This window comes from Desulfatitalea alkaliphila (assembly GCF_022968795.1).
Classification (GTDB): domain Bacteria; phylum Desulfobacterota; class Desulfobacteria; order Desulfobacterales; family Desulfosarcinaceae; genus Desulfatitalea; species Desulfatitalea alkaliphila.
Map to the genome: position 1 here is coordinate 207,904 of NZ_JALJRB010000005.1, position 16,915 is coordinate 224,818.

17 protein-coding genes are annotated in these 16,915 nt (G+C 60.0%); 2 read left to right on the forward strand and 15 right to left on the reverse strand.

From position 1 onward, the window contains the following. The first annotated feature begins 133 nt into the window (after positions 1-133). Positions 134-331 (forward strand): FmdB family zinc ribbon protein, encoded by a 198-nt coding sequence (locus MRX98_RS06775; RefSeq protein WP_246904198.1) that lies wholly within the window; start codon positions 134-136, stop codon positions 329-331. A 217-nt stretch (positions 332-548) separates the two neighbouring features. On the opposite strand, the gene MRX98_RS06780 is transcribed toward MRX98_RS06775, so the two are convergent. The 11 genes from MRX98_RS06780 to MRX98_RS06830 all read right to left on the reverse strand — a co-directional run bounded on the left by MRX98_RS06780 (position 549) and on the right by MRX98_RS06830 (position 12,429). Further along, on the reverse strand, positions 549-1,670 hold the full coding sequence (locus MRX98_RS06780) for an ABC transporter permease (RefSeq protein WP_246904200.1): 1,122 nt from the start codon (positions 1,668-1,670) through the stop codon (positions 549-551). Then, complete coding sequence (locus tag MRX98_RS06785) at positions 1,667-2,803, reverse strand: ABC transporter permease (protein WP_246904202.1); 1,137 nt, start codon at positions 2,801-2,803, stop codon at positions 1,667-1,669. Before MRX98_RS06785 ends, MRX98_RS06780 begins: the two co-directional genes overlap by 4 nt. Next, positions 2,800-4,611 carry an ATP-binding cassette domain-containing protein gene (locus MRX98_RS06790; protein WP_246904204.1) on the reverse strand — a complete coding sequence of 604 codons (1,812 nt, stop codon included), beginning with the start codon at positions 4,609-4,611 and terminating at the stop codon, positions 2,800-2,802. The genes MRX98_RS06785 and MRX98_RS06790 overlap by 4 nt, the downstream gene beginning before the upstream one ends. Then, the gene (locus MRX98_RS06795; RefSeq protein WP_246904206.1) at positions 4,608-5,648 is read right to left on the reverse strand and encodes an HlyD family secretion protein; all 1,041 of its coding nucleotides are present in this window, start codon (positions 5,646-5,648) and stop codon (positions 4,608-4,610) included. The genes MRX98_RS06790 and MRX98_RS06795 overlap by 4 nt, the downstream gene beginning before the upstream one ends. 33 nt (positions 5,649-5,681) lie before the next feature. Further along, entirely contained in the window at positions 5,682-6,362 is a 681-nt protein-coding gene (locus MRX98_RS06800) for a CerR family C-terminal domain-containing protein (RefSeq protein WP_246904214.1), read from the reverse strand. Positions 6,363-6,861: 499 nt separating this feature from the next. Then, positions 6,862-9,054 carry a catalase/peroxidase HPI gene (gene katG, locus MRX98_RS06805; RefSeq protein WP_246904224.1) on the reverse strand — a complete coding sequence of 731 codons (2,193 nt, stop codon included), beginning with the start codon at positions 9,052-9,054 and terminating at the stop codon, positions 6,862-6,864. 163 nt (positions 9,055-9,217) lie between these two features. Continuing rightward, complete coding sequence (locus MRX98_RS06810) at positions 9,218-9,706, reverse strand: Fur family transcriptional regulator (RefSeq protein WP_246904226.1); 489 nt, start codon at positions 9,704-9,706, stop codon at positions 9,218-9,220. Between the two features lie 47 nt (positions 9,707-9,753). Next, positions 9,754-11,409: a signal peptide peptidase SppA gene (gene sppA / locus MRX98_RS06815; RefSeq protein WP_246904227.1), complete on the reverse strand. Its 1,656-nt coding sequence runs from the start codon at positions 11,407-11,409 to the stop codon at positions 9,754-9,756. 86 nt (positions 11,410-11,495) lie between these two features. After that, positions 11,496-11,807 (reverse strand): type II toxin-antitoxin system PemK/MazF family toxin, encoded by a 312-nt coding sequence (locus tag MRX98_RS06820; protein WP_246904229.1) that lies wholly within the window; start codon positions 11,805-11,807, stop codon positions 11,496-11,498. Then, a complete protein-coding gene (locus tag MRX98_RS06825) occupies positions 11,804-12,037 on the reverse strand; it encodes a CopG family transcriptional regulator (RefSeq protein WP_246904231.1) in 234 nt (77 codons plus the stop codon). Before MRX98_RS06825 ends, MRX98_RS06820 begins: the two co-directional genes overlap by 4 nt. A 245-nt stretch (positions 12,038-12,282) precedes the next feature. Beyond that, positions 12,283-12,429: a hypothetical protein gene (locus tag MRX98_RS06830; RefSeq protein WP_246904240.1), complete on the reverse strand. Its 147-nt coding sequence runs from the start codon at positions 12,427-12,429 to the stop codon at positions 12,283-12,285. On the opposite strand from MRX98_RS06830, the gene MRX98_RS06835 reads away from it, so the two are divergent. Further along, positions 12,430-12,996, forward strand: a complete 567-nt coding sequence (locus MRX98_RS06835; RefSeq protein ID WP_246904242.1) for a thiamine pyrophosphate-dependent enzyme — start codon at positions 12,430-12,432, stop codon at positions 12,994-12,996. A gap of 109 nt (positions 12,997-13,105) precedes the next feature. Here MRX98_RS06835 and MRX98_RS06840 read toward each other — a convergent pair whose 3' ends face one another. The 4 genes from MRX98_RS06840 to MRX98_RS06855 form a co-directional block, all read right to left on the reverse strand. Continuing rightward, positions 13,106-14,752: an acyl-CoA synthetase gene (locus MRX98_RS06840; protein ID WP_246904244.1), complete on the reverse strand. Its 1,647-nt coding sequence runs from the start codon at positions 14,750-14,752 to the stop codon at positions 13,106-13,108. A 258-nt stretch (positions 14,753-15,010) separates the two neighbouring features. Next, positions 15,011-15,676, reverse strand: coding sequence for a GNAT family N-acetyltransferase (locus tag MRX98_RS06845; RefSeq protein WP_246904246.1), 666 nt, complete (start codon positions 15,674-15,676; stop codon positions 15,011-15,013). Between the two features lie 85 nt (positions 15,677-15,761). After that, entirely contained in the window at positions 15,762-16,178 is a 417-nt protein-coding gene (locus MRX98_RS06850) for a VOC family protein (RefSeq protein WP_246904248.1), read from the reverse strand. A gap of 247 nt (positions 16,179-16,425) precedes the next feature. After that, the gene (locus tag MRX98_RS06855) at positions 16,426-16,863 is read right to left on the reverse strand and encodes a BTB/POZ domain-containing protein (protein WP_246904250.1); all 438 of its coding nucleotides are present in this window, start codon (positions 16,861-16,863) and stop codon (positions 16,426-16,428) included. Positions 16,864-16,915: the final 52 nt, after the last annotated feature.

Sequence of the window (16,915 nt, forward strand, 5' to 3'; positions counted from 1 at the left end):
ACATGGCGGAACGCATCATTAACTCAACCTTGAACCGACCGAAACTGTTCTTATTATAGGCCTGCAAACAAAATCCGGATCGATCACCGCGCTTCCCGCGACGATCCACGGCAACCGACAGGAGGAGAACCCGATGCCGATCTTCGAATATCGATGTGAGGATTGCGGCCACTGTTTCGAAAAACTGCGCATGGCCGGCGACGAGGAACAAGAAAAAACCACCTGCCCTTCCTGCGGCGGCACCCGAACCGCCAAGCAGATGAGTTGCGCCAGCTTCATCGGCGGCGCCACCGGCGGCCTCTGCGCCCCCGGCGGCTCGGGCTTCTCCTGAGCCACCTGACCCAAGCCGGCGGGTCCGCCGGCACCACGAAAACAACCACACCAAACCCATGATAACACAAGGGCCGCCCACCGAACACTCGGCACCAGGCGGCCCACCACCCCATCCAACCACCGGAATTCCTTCAACTTAAAACCTAAAACTTAAAACTGGCCCGCAGGGCCTCAAAACTGGCCCGCAGGGCCCATGAATCGACCAACCTTTACGGCTACTGCGACCGATGACGAAACAGCCGGCCGGCAACCGGCAGAGTCACGGCCGCCATGACCAGCAAGGGCCACAGTTGCGGCCAGACGGCGGCGGTGTCCGCGCCTTGCAGGAAGATCAGGCGCAGGGCGGTGATGATGTAACGCACGGGGTTGAGCAGGGTGCCGGCTTGCAGCCAGCCGGGCATGTTTTCGATGGGGGTGGTGAAGCCGGAGAGGATGACCGCCGGCATCATGAACACGAAGGCACCCATCAGGGCCTGCTGCATGGTCTTGGCCATGGAGGAGACCAGCAGCCCCACCCCCACGATGGTCACCACGAAACCGATCAGGACCAGCAGCAGGGCCGCCGGGCTACCGCGAAAGGGCACGCCGTACCAGAAGACCGCTCCCAGGGAGAAAAGCAAGGCATCGATCAGACCGAAGCAGATACCGGGCAGGGATTTGCCGATTAGAATCTCCGCAGGCGTGAACGGGGCCACCAGCAGCTGATCGAAGGTGCCGAACTCCCGCTCCCGCGCCACCGACAAGCTGGTGAGGATCATCACCACCACCATGCTGATGATGCCCCCCAGGGCCGAGACGATATACCATCGGCTCTGCAAATTGGGGTTGAACCAGGCGCGCTCCACCAGTGCCACGCCCGGTCCGCTCAAGGCCACCAGCCCTTCGGCGGCCAACTGCCGGTTGAACTGTTCGACGATGGTGCCGATGTAGCCTAAAGCGAGCAAGGCGGAGTTGGAGTTGCGGCCGTCCACCAGCACCTGCACCGCAACCGGCGCGCCGTTGTGCAGATCGCGGCTGAATCCGGACCCGATGTGCACCACCAGCCGGGCCTGGCGTCCATCGAGTACCTCGGCCACCTGATGGCCGGCGGTCAAGGTGCCCACCCGCGCGAAGCTTTCGGAGCCGTCCAAACGCGCCAGCAGCCGGCCGGAGATGGCGCTGCGGTCTTCATCCAACACCGCGTAACGTACGTTTTTAAGATCGTAGGTGGCCGCATAGCCGAAGACGAAGAACTGGATCAGCGGCGGCACGATGACCACGACGCGGCTTTTGGGATCCTTGAGGATCAGCGCGAACTCCTTGCGGATCAGGGCGATGATGCGACGCGGGACGGTCATGGCGCCTCCAGCCGCTTGGTGATGTTGCGATAGGCCAGGGCGATGAACAACACCGCCATGACCAGCAAGGCCAGGGCGTTGGGCAAAAGCACGGACCAGACGTTGCCGGCCATGAAGAGCGTGTGGATGATGGTGACGAAGTAACGAGCAGGCACCACGTGGCTGACGATCTGAATCGGCAGCGGTGTGCTTTCCAGATCGAACAGCAGCCCCGAAAGAAAAACCGCCGGCAGGAAACCGGTCACGATGGAGATCTGGGCGGCCACGAACTGGACACGAACGGCCGCGGAGATCATCAGCCCCAGGCCTAGGGCCGCCAGCATGAAAAGCGCGCTGAGGACAAAGAGCACACTGAGGGAGCCGCGCAGCGGCACCTGGAACAGGGTGACCGCCAACGCCACCGATAGCCCCATGCCGGCCATGCCCAGAAAAAAGTAGGGCAGCAGTTTGCCCAGCAGCAGATCGATGCGGCGCAGGGGCGTGACCAGGATCGCCTCCATGGTGCCCCGCTCCCACTCGCGGGCCACCACCAGCGCGGTGAGCAGGGTGCCGATCAAGGTCATGATCAGGGCGATCAAGCCCGGCACCAGGAAATTGCGACTGACCGCCCCCTCATTGAACCAGACGCGCTGGACCACCGTCACGGCGGGCACGGCCGCCGCCTCGCCCCGCGCATGGCGCAGGGCACCCCACTGCTGCAACACGCCGCGGGCATAGGCCTGGATCAGACGGGCGCGGTTGGCATCCACCCCGTTGACGATCACTTGCACCGACGCTGCCTGTTGCCGCTGAATATGGGCGGCAAAGTCGCTTTGCAGGCAAACGATGCCTTCTACCTTGCGCTGATCCAGCCACCGCCGGGCCTCGGACAGGGAGGCGGCATGGCGCACATCGAAATAGCGCGATCCCTCGAAGCGCGCCGCCAGTTCCCGGGCCGGTGCGGCGCGGTCCTGCAGCACCATGGCCAGGGGCACGTGCTCGGCATCCAGGGAGACGCCGTACCCGAACAGGAACAACATCACCAGGGGCAACACCACGGCCAGGGCGATGCTGCTCGGATCGCGCAGGATCTGACGCAGCTCCTTGCGCAGCAAGCCCGCCATGCGCATCCGGAAAAGCGATTGCCGGGTCATTGGTGCGCCCCACTGCTCGCGGCGCCGGCGCGGCCCTCGGCCAAAGCGATGAAGGCATCCTCCATGGTCGGCGCGGGAAGATCCGCCGAGCGGGCCAATGCCCGGATCTGTTCCGGCGTGCCCACGGCCAGGGTGCGACCCCGGGACATGATCAGCATGCGGTCACAATACTCCGATTCCTCCATGAAGTGGGTGGTAACCACCACGGTGACCCCCTGCTGGGCAAAGCCGTTGATGCGCAGCCAGAACTCGCGCCGCGCCAGGGGGTCCACACCGGAGGTGGGTTCGTCCAGGAAAAGAATGTCCGGTTGATGCAGCAGGGCGGTGGCCATGGCCAGGCGTTGTTTGTAACCGCCGGGCAGTTCCCCGGCCGCGCGGTCGCGCCAGGCGGCCAGGCCGAACTCCGCATAAGCCCAATCCATTCGGGCCTGCAGCCGGGCACCGGCCAGACCGTAGGCGCGCCCGTAAAACTGCAGGTTCTCGCGTACGCTGAGCTGGGTATAAAGGGAAAACCGCTGCGCCATGTAGCCCAGGCGTGCACGGGCGCGGGCCCGCGACCGCCGCAGGTCCCGGCCGGCCACGGTGAGCTTGCCGCCGCCGGCGGTGGTCAGCCCGCAGAGCATGCGGAAGGTGGTGCTCTTACCCGCGCCGTTGGGGCCGAGCAATCCAAAAATCTCGCCGCGACGCACTTCAAAGGAGAGATCCTGAACGGCGGCGAAGGCGCCGAAGTACTTGCTCAACCCCTCGGTGCGCACCACCACCTCGCCGACCTCGACGGCCGCGGCGCCGTCATCGATCTGCGCAGCAGGTGCGAATGCCGCTTCGCGACGGGGCAAAAGCGCCATGAAGGCATCTTCGAAACAGGGTTCGGCCGGTTGCATGCCGGCCCGCCATGTTGCGGGCAAATCGAAGGCGGCCCCGGCGGCGGCGTCCGCCGCCGTCACCAGGCGCACCCGGCCGGCACGGATGGTCACGTCCTGGATGCCCGTCGCGCGGGCCAGGCGGGTGTGGATACGCCGCGGCGCCACCCCCGCGGGAGGCGCGATCAGGAAAACCCGGCCCCGCACGCGGTCGTGAAAGGCGCGCGGCGGCCCCTCGGCCATCAATCGGCCTTCGTGCAGCAACGCCACATGGTGGCAGCGTTCCGCCTCATCCAGATAGGCCGTGGCCAGCAGCACGCCGATGCCCTCGCCTTCGGCCAATTCATAGACAATCTTCCATAGCTCGCGCCGCGACACCGGATCCACCCCCACGGTGGGTTCGTCCAGCAGCAGCAATTGCGGCGACTTGATCAGGGCACAGGCCAGTCCCAGTTTCTGCTTCATGCCGCCGGACAGATCCCCCGCCCGGCGCCGGGGAAAAGGTGCCAGGCCGGTCATGGCCAGCAACCGGGGATAACGCCGGCGGCGTTCGGCCTTGGGCACCCCTTGCAGATCGGCGTACAGATCCATGTTCTCGGCCACGGTCAGATCCTCGTATAGTCCGAAGCGCTGGGGCATATAACCAACCCGGCTCTGGACGGCCAGGCTGTCGCGCGCACTGTCCAGCCCCAGGACGGTCACCGTCCCTTCCGTGGGCACCAGCAAACCGGCCGCGATGCGCAGCAAAGTGGTCTTACCCGCGCCATCGGCGCCCACCAGGCCAGCCACCTGCCCGCGGTCCACCTTGAGAGATACCCCTTGAAGGGCCGTCACCACCTCCGCCTTGGCCTTTGCGGCGGCAAAGGTCTTGGTCAGTCGCCGGGCCGTCAAAACCGACTCTGTGGTGACCGAAGGATCGCTATCCGGCGGACGGACCACGGTCGTCACCGCCGCGCCTGCGACCGCGCCGGGCTTGGAACCCCGGACGCGGCGGCCGGATCCACCCGCACACTGACCGGCATGCCCTGACGCAGCACATCCTCCGGATCGTTCACGTGAATGCGCACCTCGTACACCAGCTGGGTACGCAAATCGGTGGTCTCCACATTCTTAGGCGTAAACTCGGCCTTGGGAGAAATGAACCCCACCCAACCGGACAAGGGCTGTTCGGGGAACGTGTCGTTGTTCACCCGGGCCGCCATGCCGCTGTCGACCCGGCCCAAATCCGGACCCGGCAGCCAGGCCCGCACCCATTTGGTCCCGGTCAGCGCCAGCACCACCACCGGCCGGCCCGGATCGGCCATTTCGCCCGGTTCCAGAATCCGGCTGCGCACCACACCGGCGGCCGGCGCATACAACGCCATGTCCGCCAGCCGAATGCGCAGCAAATCCAGGGCGGCACGCTCGGCGGACAGACGGCTTTCGGCCTCCTCGATCTCCTCGCGCCGGGGCCCCTCCAGCACCAGTTCCAAGGCCTTGCGCCGCACTTCGCGCTGCGCCTTTGCCTCTTGCAACCGGGCGGCCGCATCGTCCAGCGCCTGGACGCTGGACGCACCGGCGGCCGTGGTCTGCCGCAAACGCGCGACGGTCATGCGGGCATTGGTTGCCCGCACCTCGGCCGCCGCCAGCTCGGAACGCACCTGGGCCACCTCCTGGTGCCGCGCCCCCGCCAGCAGGCGATCCAGAACGGCCTGCTGGGCGGCAATGCGGGCCTCGCTCTCCCGCACCCGGGCCTGCAGCCGTTCGGCATGCAGGCGGGCCACCACCTGACCGGCCGCCACCCGCTCCCCCTCCTCCACCAGGACCGCCGCCACCCGCTCCTGCTCGCTGAAGGCCAAGCGCACATCGCGCATCTCCACATGGCCGAAGAGCCGCACCACATTATCGGCTTCACGGCCGTCGCCATCGAACCACCACCAAACGGCCCCGCAAACCGCCCCCGCCAATACCACCACCAGCGGCACCATCTTGACCGACCATCTCATATCGCCCCCAATCGTTCGCATCGCCCCAAGGCCCTATCCAAGGGATACCGATGCATTTTTCTCTCCCATCCCCTGCAGAACGAAGCGGGTCTGCTCCAGCACCACCCGGCGAATCTCCTCCGTCTCGTCAGCACTGTAGCCCGCCATGTCCAGCATGCGCACCATGGACTCCCGCGCCACCCGGAAAGCCATCACCTGGCCGATCATGGACAGCGCACGGATACGCAGCCGCCGCATGTCCGTCGTCCCCGTGGCCACGGCCAACAGGCGGGCGATGGCATCGATCAGCGGGGCCATGATCCGGTTGAAAATCGTCTCGTAGGCCGACGAAGGGTGGAGCTGCTCCCTGAGCAGAATCCGCGCGAAACGCACCGCCCCGGATGAACCCACCATGAAATCGATCAAATCTCCCAACAACCGTTCGAGCAGCGCCGGCGCCGCCTCCCCGGACGGCCGCCCCTCGGCGGCCAGCGCCCCGACCGCCGCCAACGTATCGGCCATGCGTTCTTCGATGCGCTGCGCCACATGGGCCACCACCGCCAGGTACAACCCCTCTTTGCCGTCGTAATAATAAGGAATGGCCGCCATGTTCACCCCTGCCCGGCGCGCGATGGCCCGCGTGGTGGACGGTTCGAAACCGTAACGCCCGAAAACCGCCAACCCGGCCTCCAACAACCGCTCCTTTGCCGATATGTTCTCGCTGTTCGTGGCCACCTGTCCTCCTGGTGCTCAAACTTTCTGAGTAAGCATGTACCTGAGTAAGCATGTACGCAACCATATTTATTCATTCGATTGATTAAGTCAATCGATTAATTTTTGATGTTCGTAGGTAAAATGAAATGCGGTTATGCACAAAGCCCAAGTTGAGGCTTGCCCCGTTGGAAATCGAAATCGCTATCGGGATCGCTATCGACATCGAATCGAAACGATGCGCAAAACGGACAAAACGGATCTGAATCGATTTCGATCCCGACTTCCATTTCGATTTCGATACTGCTTTTGCCCGCTTCTCATCTTACTTGGGCTTTGTGTATAACCGCAAAAAAGAAAGGGCGGCGCTGCGATGTGCATGCAACGCCGCCCTGGTGGGGTGCGGAAAGCCCTGGTGCAGGGACAAGGCAGCCGTCTTAGCGTGGCGGCAATCGGTTCACGACCGGCCGCCGGTTGATGCCGCATACCCTGCCAAGGCGCATGAAAAGATTGCCTGGTGCGATCAGGCCAGGTCGAAGCGGTCCAGATGCATCACCTTGCTCCAGGCGGCCACGAAGTCGTTCAGGAACTTTTCCGGGGCGTCCTGGCTGCCGTACACTTCCGCCAGGGCCCGCAGTTGGGAGTTGGCGCCGAAGATCAGATCGACACGGGTACCGGTCCACTTGCGTTCTCCCGTTGCGCGATCATATCCCTCGAACAGATTGTCGTCCGCGGTCGCCTTCCACTCTGTGCGCATATCGAGCAGATTGACGAAGAAGTCATTGGTGAGAGTTTCGGGCCGCTCGGTGAACACGCCGTGGCGGGTCTGCCCGTGGTTGGCATTCAAGACCCGCAGGCCGCCGACAAGCACCGTCATTTCAGGCGCGGTCAACGTCAGCAGTTGCGCCCGATCCAGCAACAGCTCCTCCGCCGGTACGGCAAACTTGGTCTTGAGATAGTTGCGGAACCCATCCGCCACCGGTTCGAGCACGGCGAACGCTTCCACATCGGTTTGCTCCGGGGTGGCATCCGTGCGCCCCGGTGCGAAGGGAACGGTCACATCGTGGCCGGCGTTCTTGGCTGCCTGCTCGACCGCCGCGCATCCGGCCAGGACGATCACATCGGCCAACGACACCTTCTTGCCGCCTGTCTGCCCACTGTTGAATGCCTTTTGGATTTCTTCCAGGTTCTGCAGGACCGTCTTGAGCCGGTCCGGCTGATTGACTTCCCAATCCTTCTGGGGAGCCAGTCGGATGCGCGCCCCATTGGCGCCGCCGCGCTTGTCGGAGCCACGGAACGTGGCCGCCGATGCCCAGGCCGTGGCAACCAGTTGGGCGACCGACAGGCCCGAGGCAAGAATTTTGCCCTTCAGGTCGGCGATGTCCTGGTCGTTGATCAGCGCGTGATCGACCAGGGGCATCGGATCTTGCCAGATCAGTTCTTCGGCCGGGACCTCCGGTCCGAGATAACGCGAGCGGGGGCCCATGTCGCGGTGGGTCAGCTTGTACCAGGCGCGGGCGAAGGCATCCGCGAATTCTTCAGGGTTCTCCAGGTAACGCCGGGAGATCGGCTCGTAGATCGGGTCGAAGCGCAGCGAAAGGTCCGCCGTGGTCATCATGGGCCGATGTTTTTTCTTCGGGTCGTGGGCGTCGACCACCATGTCCTCGTCATCCACGTCCTTGGCCAGCCACTGGTGCGCGCCGGCCGGGCTCTTGACCAGCTCCCATTCGTATTTGAACAGTACTTTCAGATAGCCCATGTCCCATTTCGTCGGGTTGGGTTTCCAGGCGCCCTCGATGCCGCTGGTGATCGTATCGCCGCCTTTGCCGCTGCGAAAGCCGCTTTTCCAGCCGAGTCCCAGCGCCTCGATGGGGGCGGCTTCGGGTTCAGGACCGACCAGCGCCGCATCGCCGGCGCCATGGCACTTGCCGAAGGTGTGTCCGCCGGCGACCAGGGCGACGGTCTCCTCGTCGTTCATCGCCATGCGCGCGAAGGTCTCGCGAACGTCACGACCGGAAGCCACCGGATCCGGATTGCCGTTGGGGCCTTCCGGATTCACGTAGATCAACCCCATCTGCACGGCGGCAAGTGGATTCTCGAGATCCCGTTCGCCGGAATAGCGCTTGTCGCCGAGCCACTCGGCCTCCGAACCCCAGTAGATATCCTCCTCCGGCTCCCAGACATCCTCGCGCCCGCCGGCGAAACCGAAGGTCTTGAAACCCATCGATTCCAGGGCGCAGTTGCCGGCCAGGATCATCAGGTCGGCCCAGGAGATCTTGCGGCCGTATTTCTGCTTGATCGGCCAAAGCAGGCGGCGCGCCTTGTCCAGGTTCGCATTGTCGGGCCAGCTGTTGAGCGGGGCGAAGCGCTGGGAACCGGATCCGGCCCCACCACGGCCATCGCCCATGCGGTAGGTGCCCGCGCTGTGCCAGGCCATCCGGATGAAAAGGCCTCCGTAGTGGCCGTAATCAGCGGGCCACCAGTCCTGCGAGTCGGTCATCAGTGCAAAAAGATCCTGCTTCACGGCCTGCAGATCCAGTTTTTTGAACTCCTCGGCGTAGTTGAACGCCTCGCCCATGGGATTGCTCAAGTTCGAGTGCTGGTGCAGAATCTTGAGGTTCAACTGATTCGGCCACCAATCCCGATTCGAGGTGCCGCCACCGGCGATGGGTTTCTTCATTGCGCCCGTCACCGGGCATTTGCGCTCTTCACTCATATTGCTTGCTCCTTTCGGTGTTGGCTGTCATGCACCGCGCCGCCATGCATGGCGTGCCCCGATGCGCTTGCCTTGCACTGCCGGTACTTCAGACAATGGATTTGCGAATTAAAAAAGAAATCATCCTAATTGGTAATCAAGATCATTCGTGGACCAAAAAAAATTACCCGCCTTGTGCCTTCAGGCAATCACTGCAGATACCGAAAAAATCCAGGCGGTGGTTCAAGATTTTAAAATGGGTCTCCCTGGCCACCGCCGCTTGGAGGACATCCAAACCATCCAAGTCCGGGTCGACGATCTTTTTACACTTGATGCAGATCACGTGCGGGTGGGGCAGCGGCTTGTTGCCGTCATAGCGGTTGCTCCCGTCCGGGAACCCCAGCTCAAGCACCTCACCCATCGATTTAATCAACAGAATGTTCCTGTACACCGTTGCGAGACTCATCGTGGGAAAATCGCTTTGGATCTGTTCATAGATCACTTCAACGCTGGGATGCCCTTCACTTTTGGCGAGAATAGCGACAATCGCCATGCGCTGCGGTGTAATCTTGTGGCCACCATCCCTTAATTTTTGGATGATGGTTTGGAATCGTTTATTTGGGTCCGTCACGGAAAGTCTCATTTCTAAATAATATTTATTATCATTTAACATCACTTCTTTTTTACGTCAACCTGAAATTCAAGCCCTCCTTCTCTTTTTCAAATGCCCTGTTGCAGGCAACGGTTCAGGTATCCGCACCCCCCAAAAACCGGGGAGCACAACATGGGATCCAAGAAAAAGGGCCGCCCGTGCATCGCGCGACAGGCCCCTATGAGCGCGGGCAGGGGAAACGGCATGGCGGCGCCCGGGGCCGGGAACGCTCCCGTACCGGATCCGCCCAACAGCCGGGCAATGAGCGGGCGTTTCCAGCGTGGTCCGAAAATGAGCCGCGCGCTGTCGGACTTGATGAGGGTGCGGGCATGGGTGACGGCCTCGTGCAGTCCGCCCACCGCATCCACCAGACCGTGCTGAAGCGCATCGCCGCCCAGCCAGACCCGCCCTTCACCGAGGGCATGCACCTGCTCCGGGGCCATCCGCCGCACCTTGGCCACGCGCTCGATGAAACCATCATAGAGCGACTGGACCACCCCTTCGATGGTGCCGCGCTCGCTGTCGGTCAGCGGCCGCAGCGCCGAACCCAGATCGGCCGCCTCGCCGCACTTGATGCAATCGGCCGTGATGCCGTGTTTGCGCAGCAGCTCGGCGAGGTTGAAAAAGAGGGTCACCACACCGATGGAACCGGTAATGGTGGTGGGCAATGCGAACACCCTGCCGCCGCTGCCGGCGATCCAATAGCCGCCGCTGGCGGCGACCGGTCCCATGGAGATCACCACCGGCTTTTTCTCCTGCAAGGCCACCAGTTCGCGCAGGATGTTCTCACTGGCAATGGCCGAGCCGCCACCGCTGTTGATCCGGAAAACCACCGCCTTGACCCTTTTGCGCTCGCACAGCGCCCGGATGGCTTTGACCATCGGCCGGTCGCCAACGGCCGGCCCGAAAAGCGGATGCTGCTGGTTCTCCCCTTCGACGATCATGCCTTCGAACACCAACACCGCCACCCGGGGACCGAAAGGGGATCGAATGCGGCGCCGCCGGACCGCTTTCGGCTTGATTTTCTCCGCCTTCCATCCGTTGGTCAAATCGTTGATGGTTTGCAACGCGTCGACCACTCCGCTTTCCAGGGCTTGCGCCGCCGTCAGGATGCGCCCGCCGAGCAGTTCGTCCAACAATGTTTCCGTCCAAGCCGGTCGCGCGCCCTCCGCCGGCGCGCGCAACACCGCCGTTCGCATGGCGGCCACCGCGCCGTCGACCAACGCCTGGTACTGTTCGCGGGCATAGGTATCGTGGGCCTCGGTGCGGAACCGATCGGCGGCGCTCTTGTAGCGCCCGCGCCGGATCACCTCGACGCCGATGGCATGCTTGTCGATCAGTCGCTTGAAGAACAGGTCCCGTCGGGCAACCCCTGGAAAGGAGACGGTGCCCAGCGGGTGCAGAACGCGCCGCGTGCAGGCGGAGGCCAGCACACAGTCCAGGGCATCGTAGGTGGATGCATGGTAGTAGACCTGCTTGCCGGCGTCGCGCAGCCGTTGCAGCGCCGCGCGGATCTCCTCCAATCCCCCGAAGGCGGGCACCGCGAAGTTGTCCTGCCGCTCAACGAGCACCCGCTGAATGGACCGGCTTCGGACCAGCCCATCGACCTGTTGGTAAAACAGGTCCAAGCGAAACGGCTTCTTGAACGCCGCGTGGGCCAATGTCCCGGATTGTGGCCCGATTTCATGATATTTACCGCTCAGTACAAGCGTGTCGTAGTACATTCATCACCCCCCCGGTGGTCGGTTCCGGCGCCATGGATAACTTATTTTTTAATGGACGTCCCCCCATTTGCGCGTCCCCCATTTGCCTAAATGTCGAGTGCAAAGCGAATGGCCTGCCCGACATCAGCCATTTTGGCGGGATGTAAGAATGTTATCAACGCACCGATATTGGCTTTCGAAACCGTTTGTAAATGGTCACAATTGATGGCGCAGTCCCGTGGCATGCCATCGGATTTGGAAAGAAACACCTCGGAGGGTATGTCGCGGACCGTACCGGTAATCGGGGCGACCGTTACCTCCCCGAGATATTCTAAAACCGAGTCTCTGGTCAGGATGAGGACAGGCCGTTTTTTATCCGGATTTGCAAATTTGTACCACCGTATTTCACCGTGTTTCATTCATCACCCCAATCCTGTTCCGCCTCCCAAACCGAAAACTCATCACCAACCACAGGTTTTCGCTCATACCCAGCTCTGTGTTTGTGCTCCAATTGTTCAAGATTGTAACGGGCCAAAGCCTCTCGAAGGGCCTTTCTTGTAAATGCAGACCGATTTGTATTGAGTAACTTTGAAACATGATCGACATCCCTGACAAGATCGTCATCAAGGGTCATTTGGATCGTTCGCATACCGCACCTCCATCATGTGGATATTTATAGCTATACTAATCCACACCATAGTGGGGGTCAAGTGGATTGTTTGCAACGTTATCGCTACAACGCCTCCCGGCACAGCGCCGGCTTGCGGAAATCCGCGCCTGCATTAAAGTGGACTATCGGTTGATCGCCAAATCCGGCGCGAACCCTGTCCGCTTTCCATCTGCTGCCAACCTGTCACCCGGAGGAGGCCGGCGACGCCCCGAACGTCCATCTCCCTACCCACCGACCTCGAACAGCTCACCATCCTGGATGCGGACGGCCATCTGGACGCCGCCCTGGAGCCCGGCATCCCCACCGACACGCTCAAACAACTGCACCACACCCTGCTGCTGGCCCGACGCTTCGACGAACGGCTGCTCCATTTGCAGCGCCAGGGCCGCATCGGCACCTTTCCGCCCTGTACGGGCCACGAGGCGGCTCACCTGGGCGCGGTGGCCCATTTGCGGCCCACCGACTGGCTGGTGCCCTCTTTCCGCGAACTGGCCGCGCTCCTCGGGCGGGGCGCCGACCTGGAGCAGATGCTCATCTTCAACAACGGTTTCAATGAAGGCGGCGCCCTGCCTGCGGATGCCCGGACCCTGCCCCTGGCCGTGCCGGTGGGGCCCCAGATGCTCCACGCCGTGGGGCTGGCCTGGGGCGCCCGTTATCGCGGCACCGATGAGGTGGTGATGACCTTTTTCGGCGACGGCGCCACCTCCGAGGGCGATTTCCACGAAGCCATGAACTTCGCGGCGGTCTACCAGGTACCGCTGGTCTTCGTGTGCCAGAACAACCACTGGGCCATCTCCATTCCGGTGCACAAGCAGACCCGCACCCCCACCCTCTCCGAAACCGAGAGCGAAGCCGCCGAGATCTTCCGCGGCAGCGCCACCCCACATGCTTTCGTCCTGATGCCATCGACAGATTGGACTGCTGTTTTAGCTGGGTAAAGTTCTGCCGCCCTCTTTTAGAATTCGGTTAGGGCAGATAACATGAGTGGCCTAAGCTGCATTCTGAAAACACGCATGTGAGGGCGCATTCAGCGCCCTCAAGCAAGTATTAATCGGCGTATAGATCGCCGAAAGATTTGCGCATTTCCCGTTTTAAAATTTTACCCGTGGGTGTTTTGGGCAGCGCCTCGCTGAAAATAATCTTCTTGGGCACTTTGAATTTGGATAATTTGGTTTCACACAAGGCGATAATCTCATCCTCCGTGATGGTTTCGCCTTTGCGCGGCACCACCACCGCCGTAACGGCTTCGACCCACTTGGGGTGATTGACCCCGATGACCGCGACTTCTTCGACGCGTTTGTCCAGGTAGATCGCTTCCTCCACCTCTCTGGTGGATACATTTTCGCCACCGGTCTTAATCATGTCCTTCTTGCGGTCCACGACCGAGATGTATCGATCTTCGTCCAAAACGCCGACATCCCCCGAGTGGAACCAACCGCCTTTCATCGCCGCTTCGGTCTTCTCAGGCTCTTTAAAGTACATGATCATCGCATGGGGGCCCTTGCCGCAAATCTCCCCCGGCAGATCCGTCCGGGTGATGACCCGGCCATCGAGATCCTCGAGACGGCTTTCCATGTTCAGGCCGGCCATGCCGGCGCTGCCTAACTTGCGGGTGGCGTCTTCGGCTTTCAAGATGGTGTGGTAGGGGGCCAGTTCGGTTTGCCCGTAATAATTGTAGATTTTAACGCCCGGCAATCGCTCGAGCATCTCCTTGAGGATTTCCACCGGCATGATGGACGCGCCATAGTAGCACTTTTTGAGGCTGGACAGATCGTGTTTGCTGAAATCCGGATGCCGCAGCATTCCGATCCATACGGTCGGTGGTGCAAAAAACATGGTCGCCCTTTGTTCGGCGATGGTTTTCAGGATTTGCCCCACATCCGGCATCATCAGGATATTGGTGCCCCCCACGTAAAAAATGGGGTTCAGGAACACATCACGCTGGGCGCAGTGGTAGATCGGCAATGCATTGATATTGATGTCGTGCGAATCGTATTGCCCATCAATGATGCATCCCATGTATTCGGCCAGCAATGCCTGGTTGCTGATGATCACTCCCTTGGGCAGGGATTCGGTCCCGCTCGTGTAGGTCATTTGGCAGGGGTCCTCGATGCGCAGCACCACGTTGGGTTCGGTTGCCGGATAGGCTTGGTACCACTCATTGAACGATTTGAATTGCCCGCTGGGCGGCGCCTGCCCCGCCACGTCATCGGACCAGATGAAGTTTTCGACGGTCGGCATGTCGTCCAGCACATCCTGCACCAATTCGTACAAAGCGTCCTCGACCACGAATAATTTGCTTTCCGAATGATTGATGCAGTAGGTGATATCTTTTCCCTTGAGCAGATAATTGATGGCCAGGTAGATAGCGCCGATTTTGCAGCAGCCCAGCCACGTGAGCACATGGTGGATCGTATTGTGGGCCAGTATGGCCACGCGATCGTATTTGCGAATGCCGAGAGCCGTCAAGGCATTGGCCACTTGATTGGCGGCATCTTCGAGTTCGGCATAGGTCAAAGTTCGGCCGTTATAGACCAAGGCGATCTTGTCCGGGTAATGGTAGCGGCTGCGCCGGATCATATCCGCGATCACCCAACGGTTGACCCGATTGTAGCGGTTCATCAAAAAATCGAGGTTCTCTGCGTTAACGGAAGCAAAACGGGCTTTTTCATCTGAACCAAGTGTGTCGGACATAGAGCGATCTCCTTTTTCTGATTGGATTTTCGTAAGGAGGCTTTCCCTGCCGTTCAAACCCCCCTGAAGCATCTCAATTGCGCACGCCATGGAAACGCCGCCGCGGGCACATGAGAAAGAAGGCCCATGAGCGCCGGGTGACATGCGCCTTTGCCGACCGTCTTGATACGCACCAGAGGCGTCAGCCCAGGCTTGCGAGCCTTGCGATAAGGCGCCATAAGAATCCGTGAAATACCCGAAGGCGTGACAATAGTCACGTCAGGTTGATTCCGTTGTTAGCTGCGTATCCCTCAAGAAAGATCGTATTTGGATTTTAAATATTTCCTGGCTGTATTGGAACTTTTTCTCATTTTTTTGGAACTTCTTGTCATATTCTGCCGCATCTATCTGACTATATTTGAAAACATCACTTTGTCTTGCTTTCCATTTTCTTGTTCCAAAGAATCCGGGCTTAAGCTCTAAAACAAGCAACCCCAAAGGAAATTCACCGTCCATATTGCTGACTTTATAATCCATACCGTTCTTAAATCCATGCTTACAGTAATTGTGAGGATCTCCGTAAATGACAATTGCAGGAATGTCCGTCTTTTCCACCAAGCTTTTGGTTCGTTCTATTAACGCAGTACCTATTCCTTTTCTCTGATATTCAGGATGGACACATAAGGGACCAAAGGAAACTATCGGAACCTGTTCGAAATCATCACTCAACAAGCAAGACTTCGAATACATAATGGAACCTGCAATATTCCCATCCACTTCAGCAACATAATCCAGTTCCTGAATAAAGTCCTCATGCTCTCGCAAAATATGACATAAATAGTGCTCCTCACAACCCGGCACATATAAATTCCAGAACGCTTCCCGCGCCATCTCTTCAACTTTCGGGTAATCCTCTTCATTTTCCAGCCGTATGTTAACAATCATTCTATTCCTCATTTCGCGCGAAGTGTATCGTGAACGCCAGCCATCGCCCCCACGAGGAACGAGCGGCGACTGCATGGCCTGGTTATTATGCCTCTTCATCCTTCGGACCGACCCAAAAGAGGGGGTTGTGCGCGACCTCCCACAGATAGCCGTCCGGATCGGCGAAGTAGCCGGAGTAACCACCCCAGAACACCTTCTGAGCAGGTTTTACCCGTTTGGCGCCTGCTGAGACCGCCTGTTCCAAGAGTTCGTCAACTGCCGCTTCCGAATTCACGTTATGCGCAATCGTGAAACCGGCGAAGCCGGTGCCGTCGGCAGGCACTCCCGCGTCTTCCGCCAAGGACTCGCGACCATATAGTCCGAGCCAGCTACCATTGAGCGTAAAAAACACAACCTCTGGCGGTGAATCCATCCTCGGCAGGCCAAGACCCTCCTCATAGAAGCGTACCGACTTTTCCAGATCCCTGACGCCCAGGGTAATCATGCTGATCCTAGGTTTCATGCAGAATCCTCCTCTTATGCATCTCGCTCGGCGCAGACTTTCCAGGGGCGTTGCTCTCCATCTCGCCCTCTGTATCCCATAGGCCTACAAAAGGATTTATCCGTTCAAGATCAGGCGATGCCGCTGTCTGTGCCATCACGGCTTCTCCTTGATGGGCCTAACGTTATAGTAACCCCCGCTCCAAAATTTTTCGGTCAAAGAGGCGGGCCGGCCCGCGTCCGGTTTAATGGCAGGTTAAGGAACTCCTCTATTTCATTATCTTCAACATTTCACCTGTCTTCAGAAAATGGTTTATCATTTTCTGCAATATCGTCATTTCACCATCATATGCGTCGTCTGTTAAATGGTTTACGAAGGTGTCGCCATCGGTGTTCAAAGCAGTAATGACCTGTTTCCATGTTGCCTGTGTACTTCCATCATCTTGCTGAATTACATTAATACAATACCGGATGCTTCGAATTGCGTTTATGCGGACAAACTCGAGGAGTTTGGGAGGTTCATATCTTGAAACAACCCAAGTGTCTTCTGGTCCATCATCAGGGAAATTTGTTTTGAATACACAATCCAATTCGGCTCTGCCTGAATCCGTATAAACCATTTCACATTGCCATGGCTGGATCCACTCATATTCACGAACAGGACACAATAAGGGGAAAATTTCATCAGCCCCTCCATCCAGGTTCATCGTAAAGCTCTTTATTGTCCGATTTCTTTTCATGGTGTTCCTTACCAAAGTT

What these genes read in the sequence shown, in the direction of transcription:
- MRX98_RS06830 (WP_246904240.1), bottom strand. Translation starts at nt 12,429, where the DNA reads ATGGAGCAGCCGTTCGTCGAAGCGTCGGGCCAGCAGCAGGGTGTGGTG.
- MRX98_RS06795 (WP_246904206.1), bottom strand. Translation starts at nt 5,648, where the DNA reads ATGAGATGGTCGGTCAAGATGGTGCCGCTGGTGGTGGTATTGGCGGGG.
- sppA (WP_246904227.1), bottom strand. Translation starts at nt 11,409, where the DNA reads ATGTACTACGACACGCTTGTACTGAGCGGTAAATATCATGAAATCGGG.
- MRX98_RS06785 (WP_246904202.1), bottom strand. Translation starts at nt 2,803, where the DNA reads ATGACCCGGCAATCGCTTTTCCGGATGCGCATGGCGGGCTTGCTGCGC.
- MRX98_RS06775 (WP_246904198.1), top strand. Translation starts at nt 134, where the DNA reads ATGCCGATCTTCGAATATCGATGTGAGGATTGCGGCCACTGTTTCGAA.
- MRX98_RS06840 (WP_246904244.1), bottom strand. Translation starts at nt 14,752, where the DNA reads ATGTCCGACACACTTGGTTCAGATGAAAAAGCCCGTTTTGCTTCCGTT.
- MRX98_RS06850 (WP_246904248.1), bottom strand. Translation starts at nt 16,178, where the DNA reads ATGAAACCTAGGATCAGCATGATTACCCTGGGCGTCAGGGATCTGGAA.
- katG (WP_246904224.1), bottom strand. Translation starts at nt 9,054, where the DNA reads ATGAGTGAAGAGCGCAAATGCCCGGTGACGGGCGCAATGAAGAAACCC.
- MRX98_RS06820 (WP_246904229.1), bottom strand. Translation starts at nt 11,807, where the DNA reads ATGAAACACGGTGAAATACGGTGGTACAAATTTGCAAATCCGGATAAA.
- MRX98_RS06845 (WP_246904246.1), bottom strand. Translation starts at nt 15,676, where the DNA reads ATGATTGTTAACATACGGCTGGAAAATGAAGAGGATTACCCGAAAGTT.
- MRX98_RS06855 (WP_246904250.1), bottom strand. Translation starts at nt 16,863, where the DNA reads ATGAACCTGGATGGAGGGGCTGATGAAATTTTCCCCTTATTGTGTCCT.
- MRX98_RS06825 (WP_246904231.1), bottom strand. Translation starts at nt 12,037, where the DNA reads ATGCGAACGATCCAAATGACCCTTGATGACGATCTTGTCAGGGATGTC.
- MRX98_RS06810 (WP_246904226.1), bottom strand. Translation starts at nt 9,706, where the DNA reads ATGTTAAATGATAATAAATATTATTTAGAAATGAGACTTTCCGTGACG.
- MRX98_RS06780 (WP_246904200.1), bottom strand. Translation starts at nt 1,670, where the DNA reads ATGACCGTCCCGCGTCGCATCATCGCCCTGATCCGCAAGGAGTTCGCG.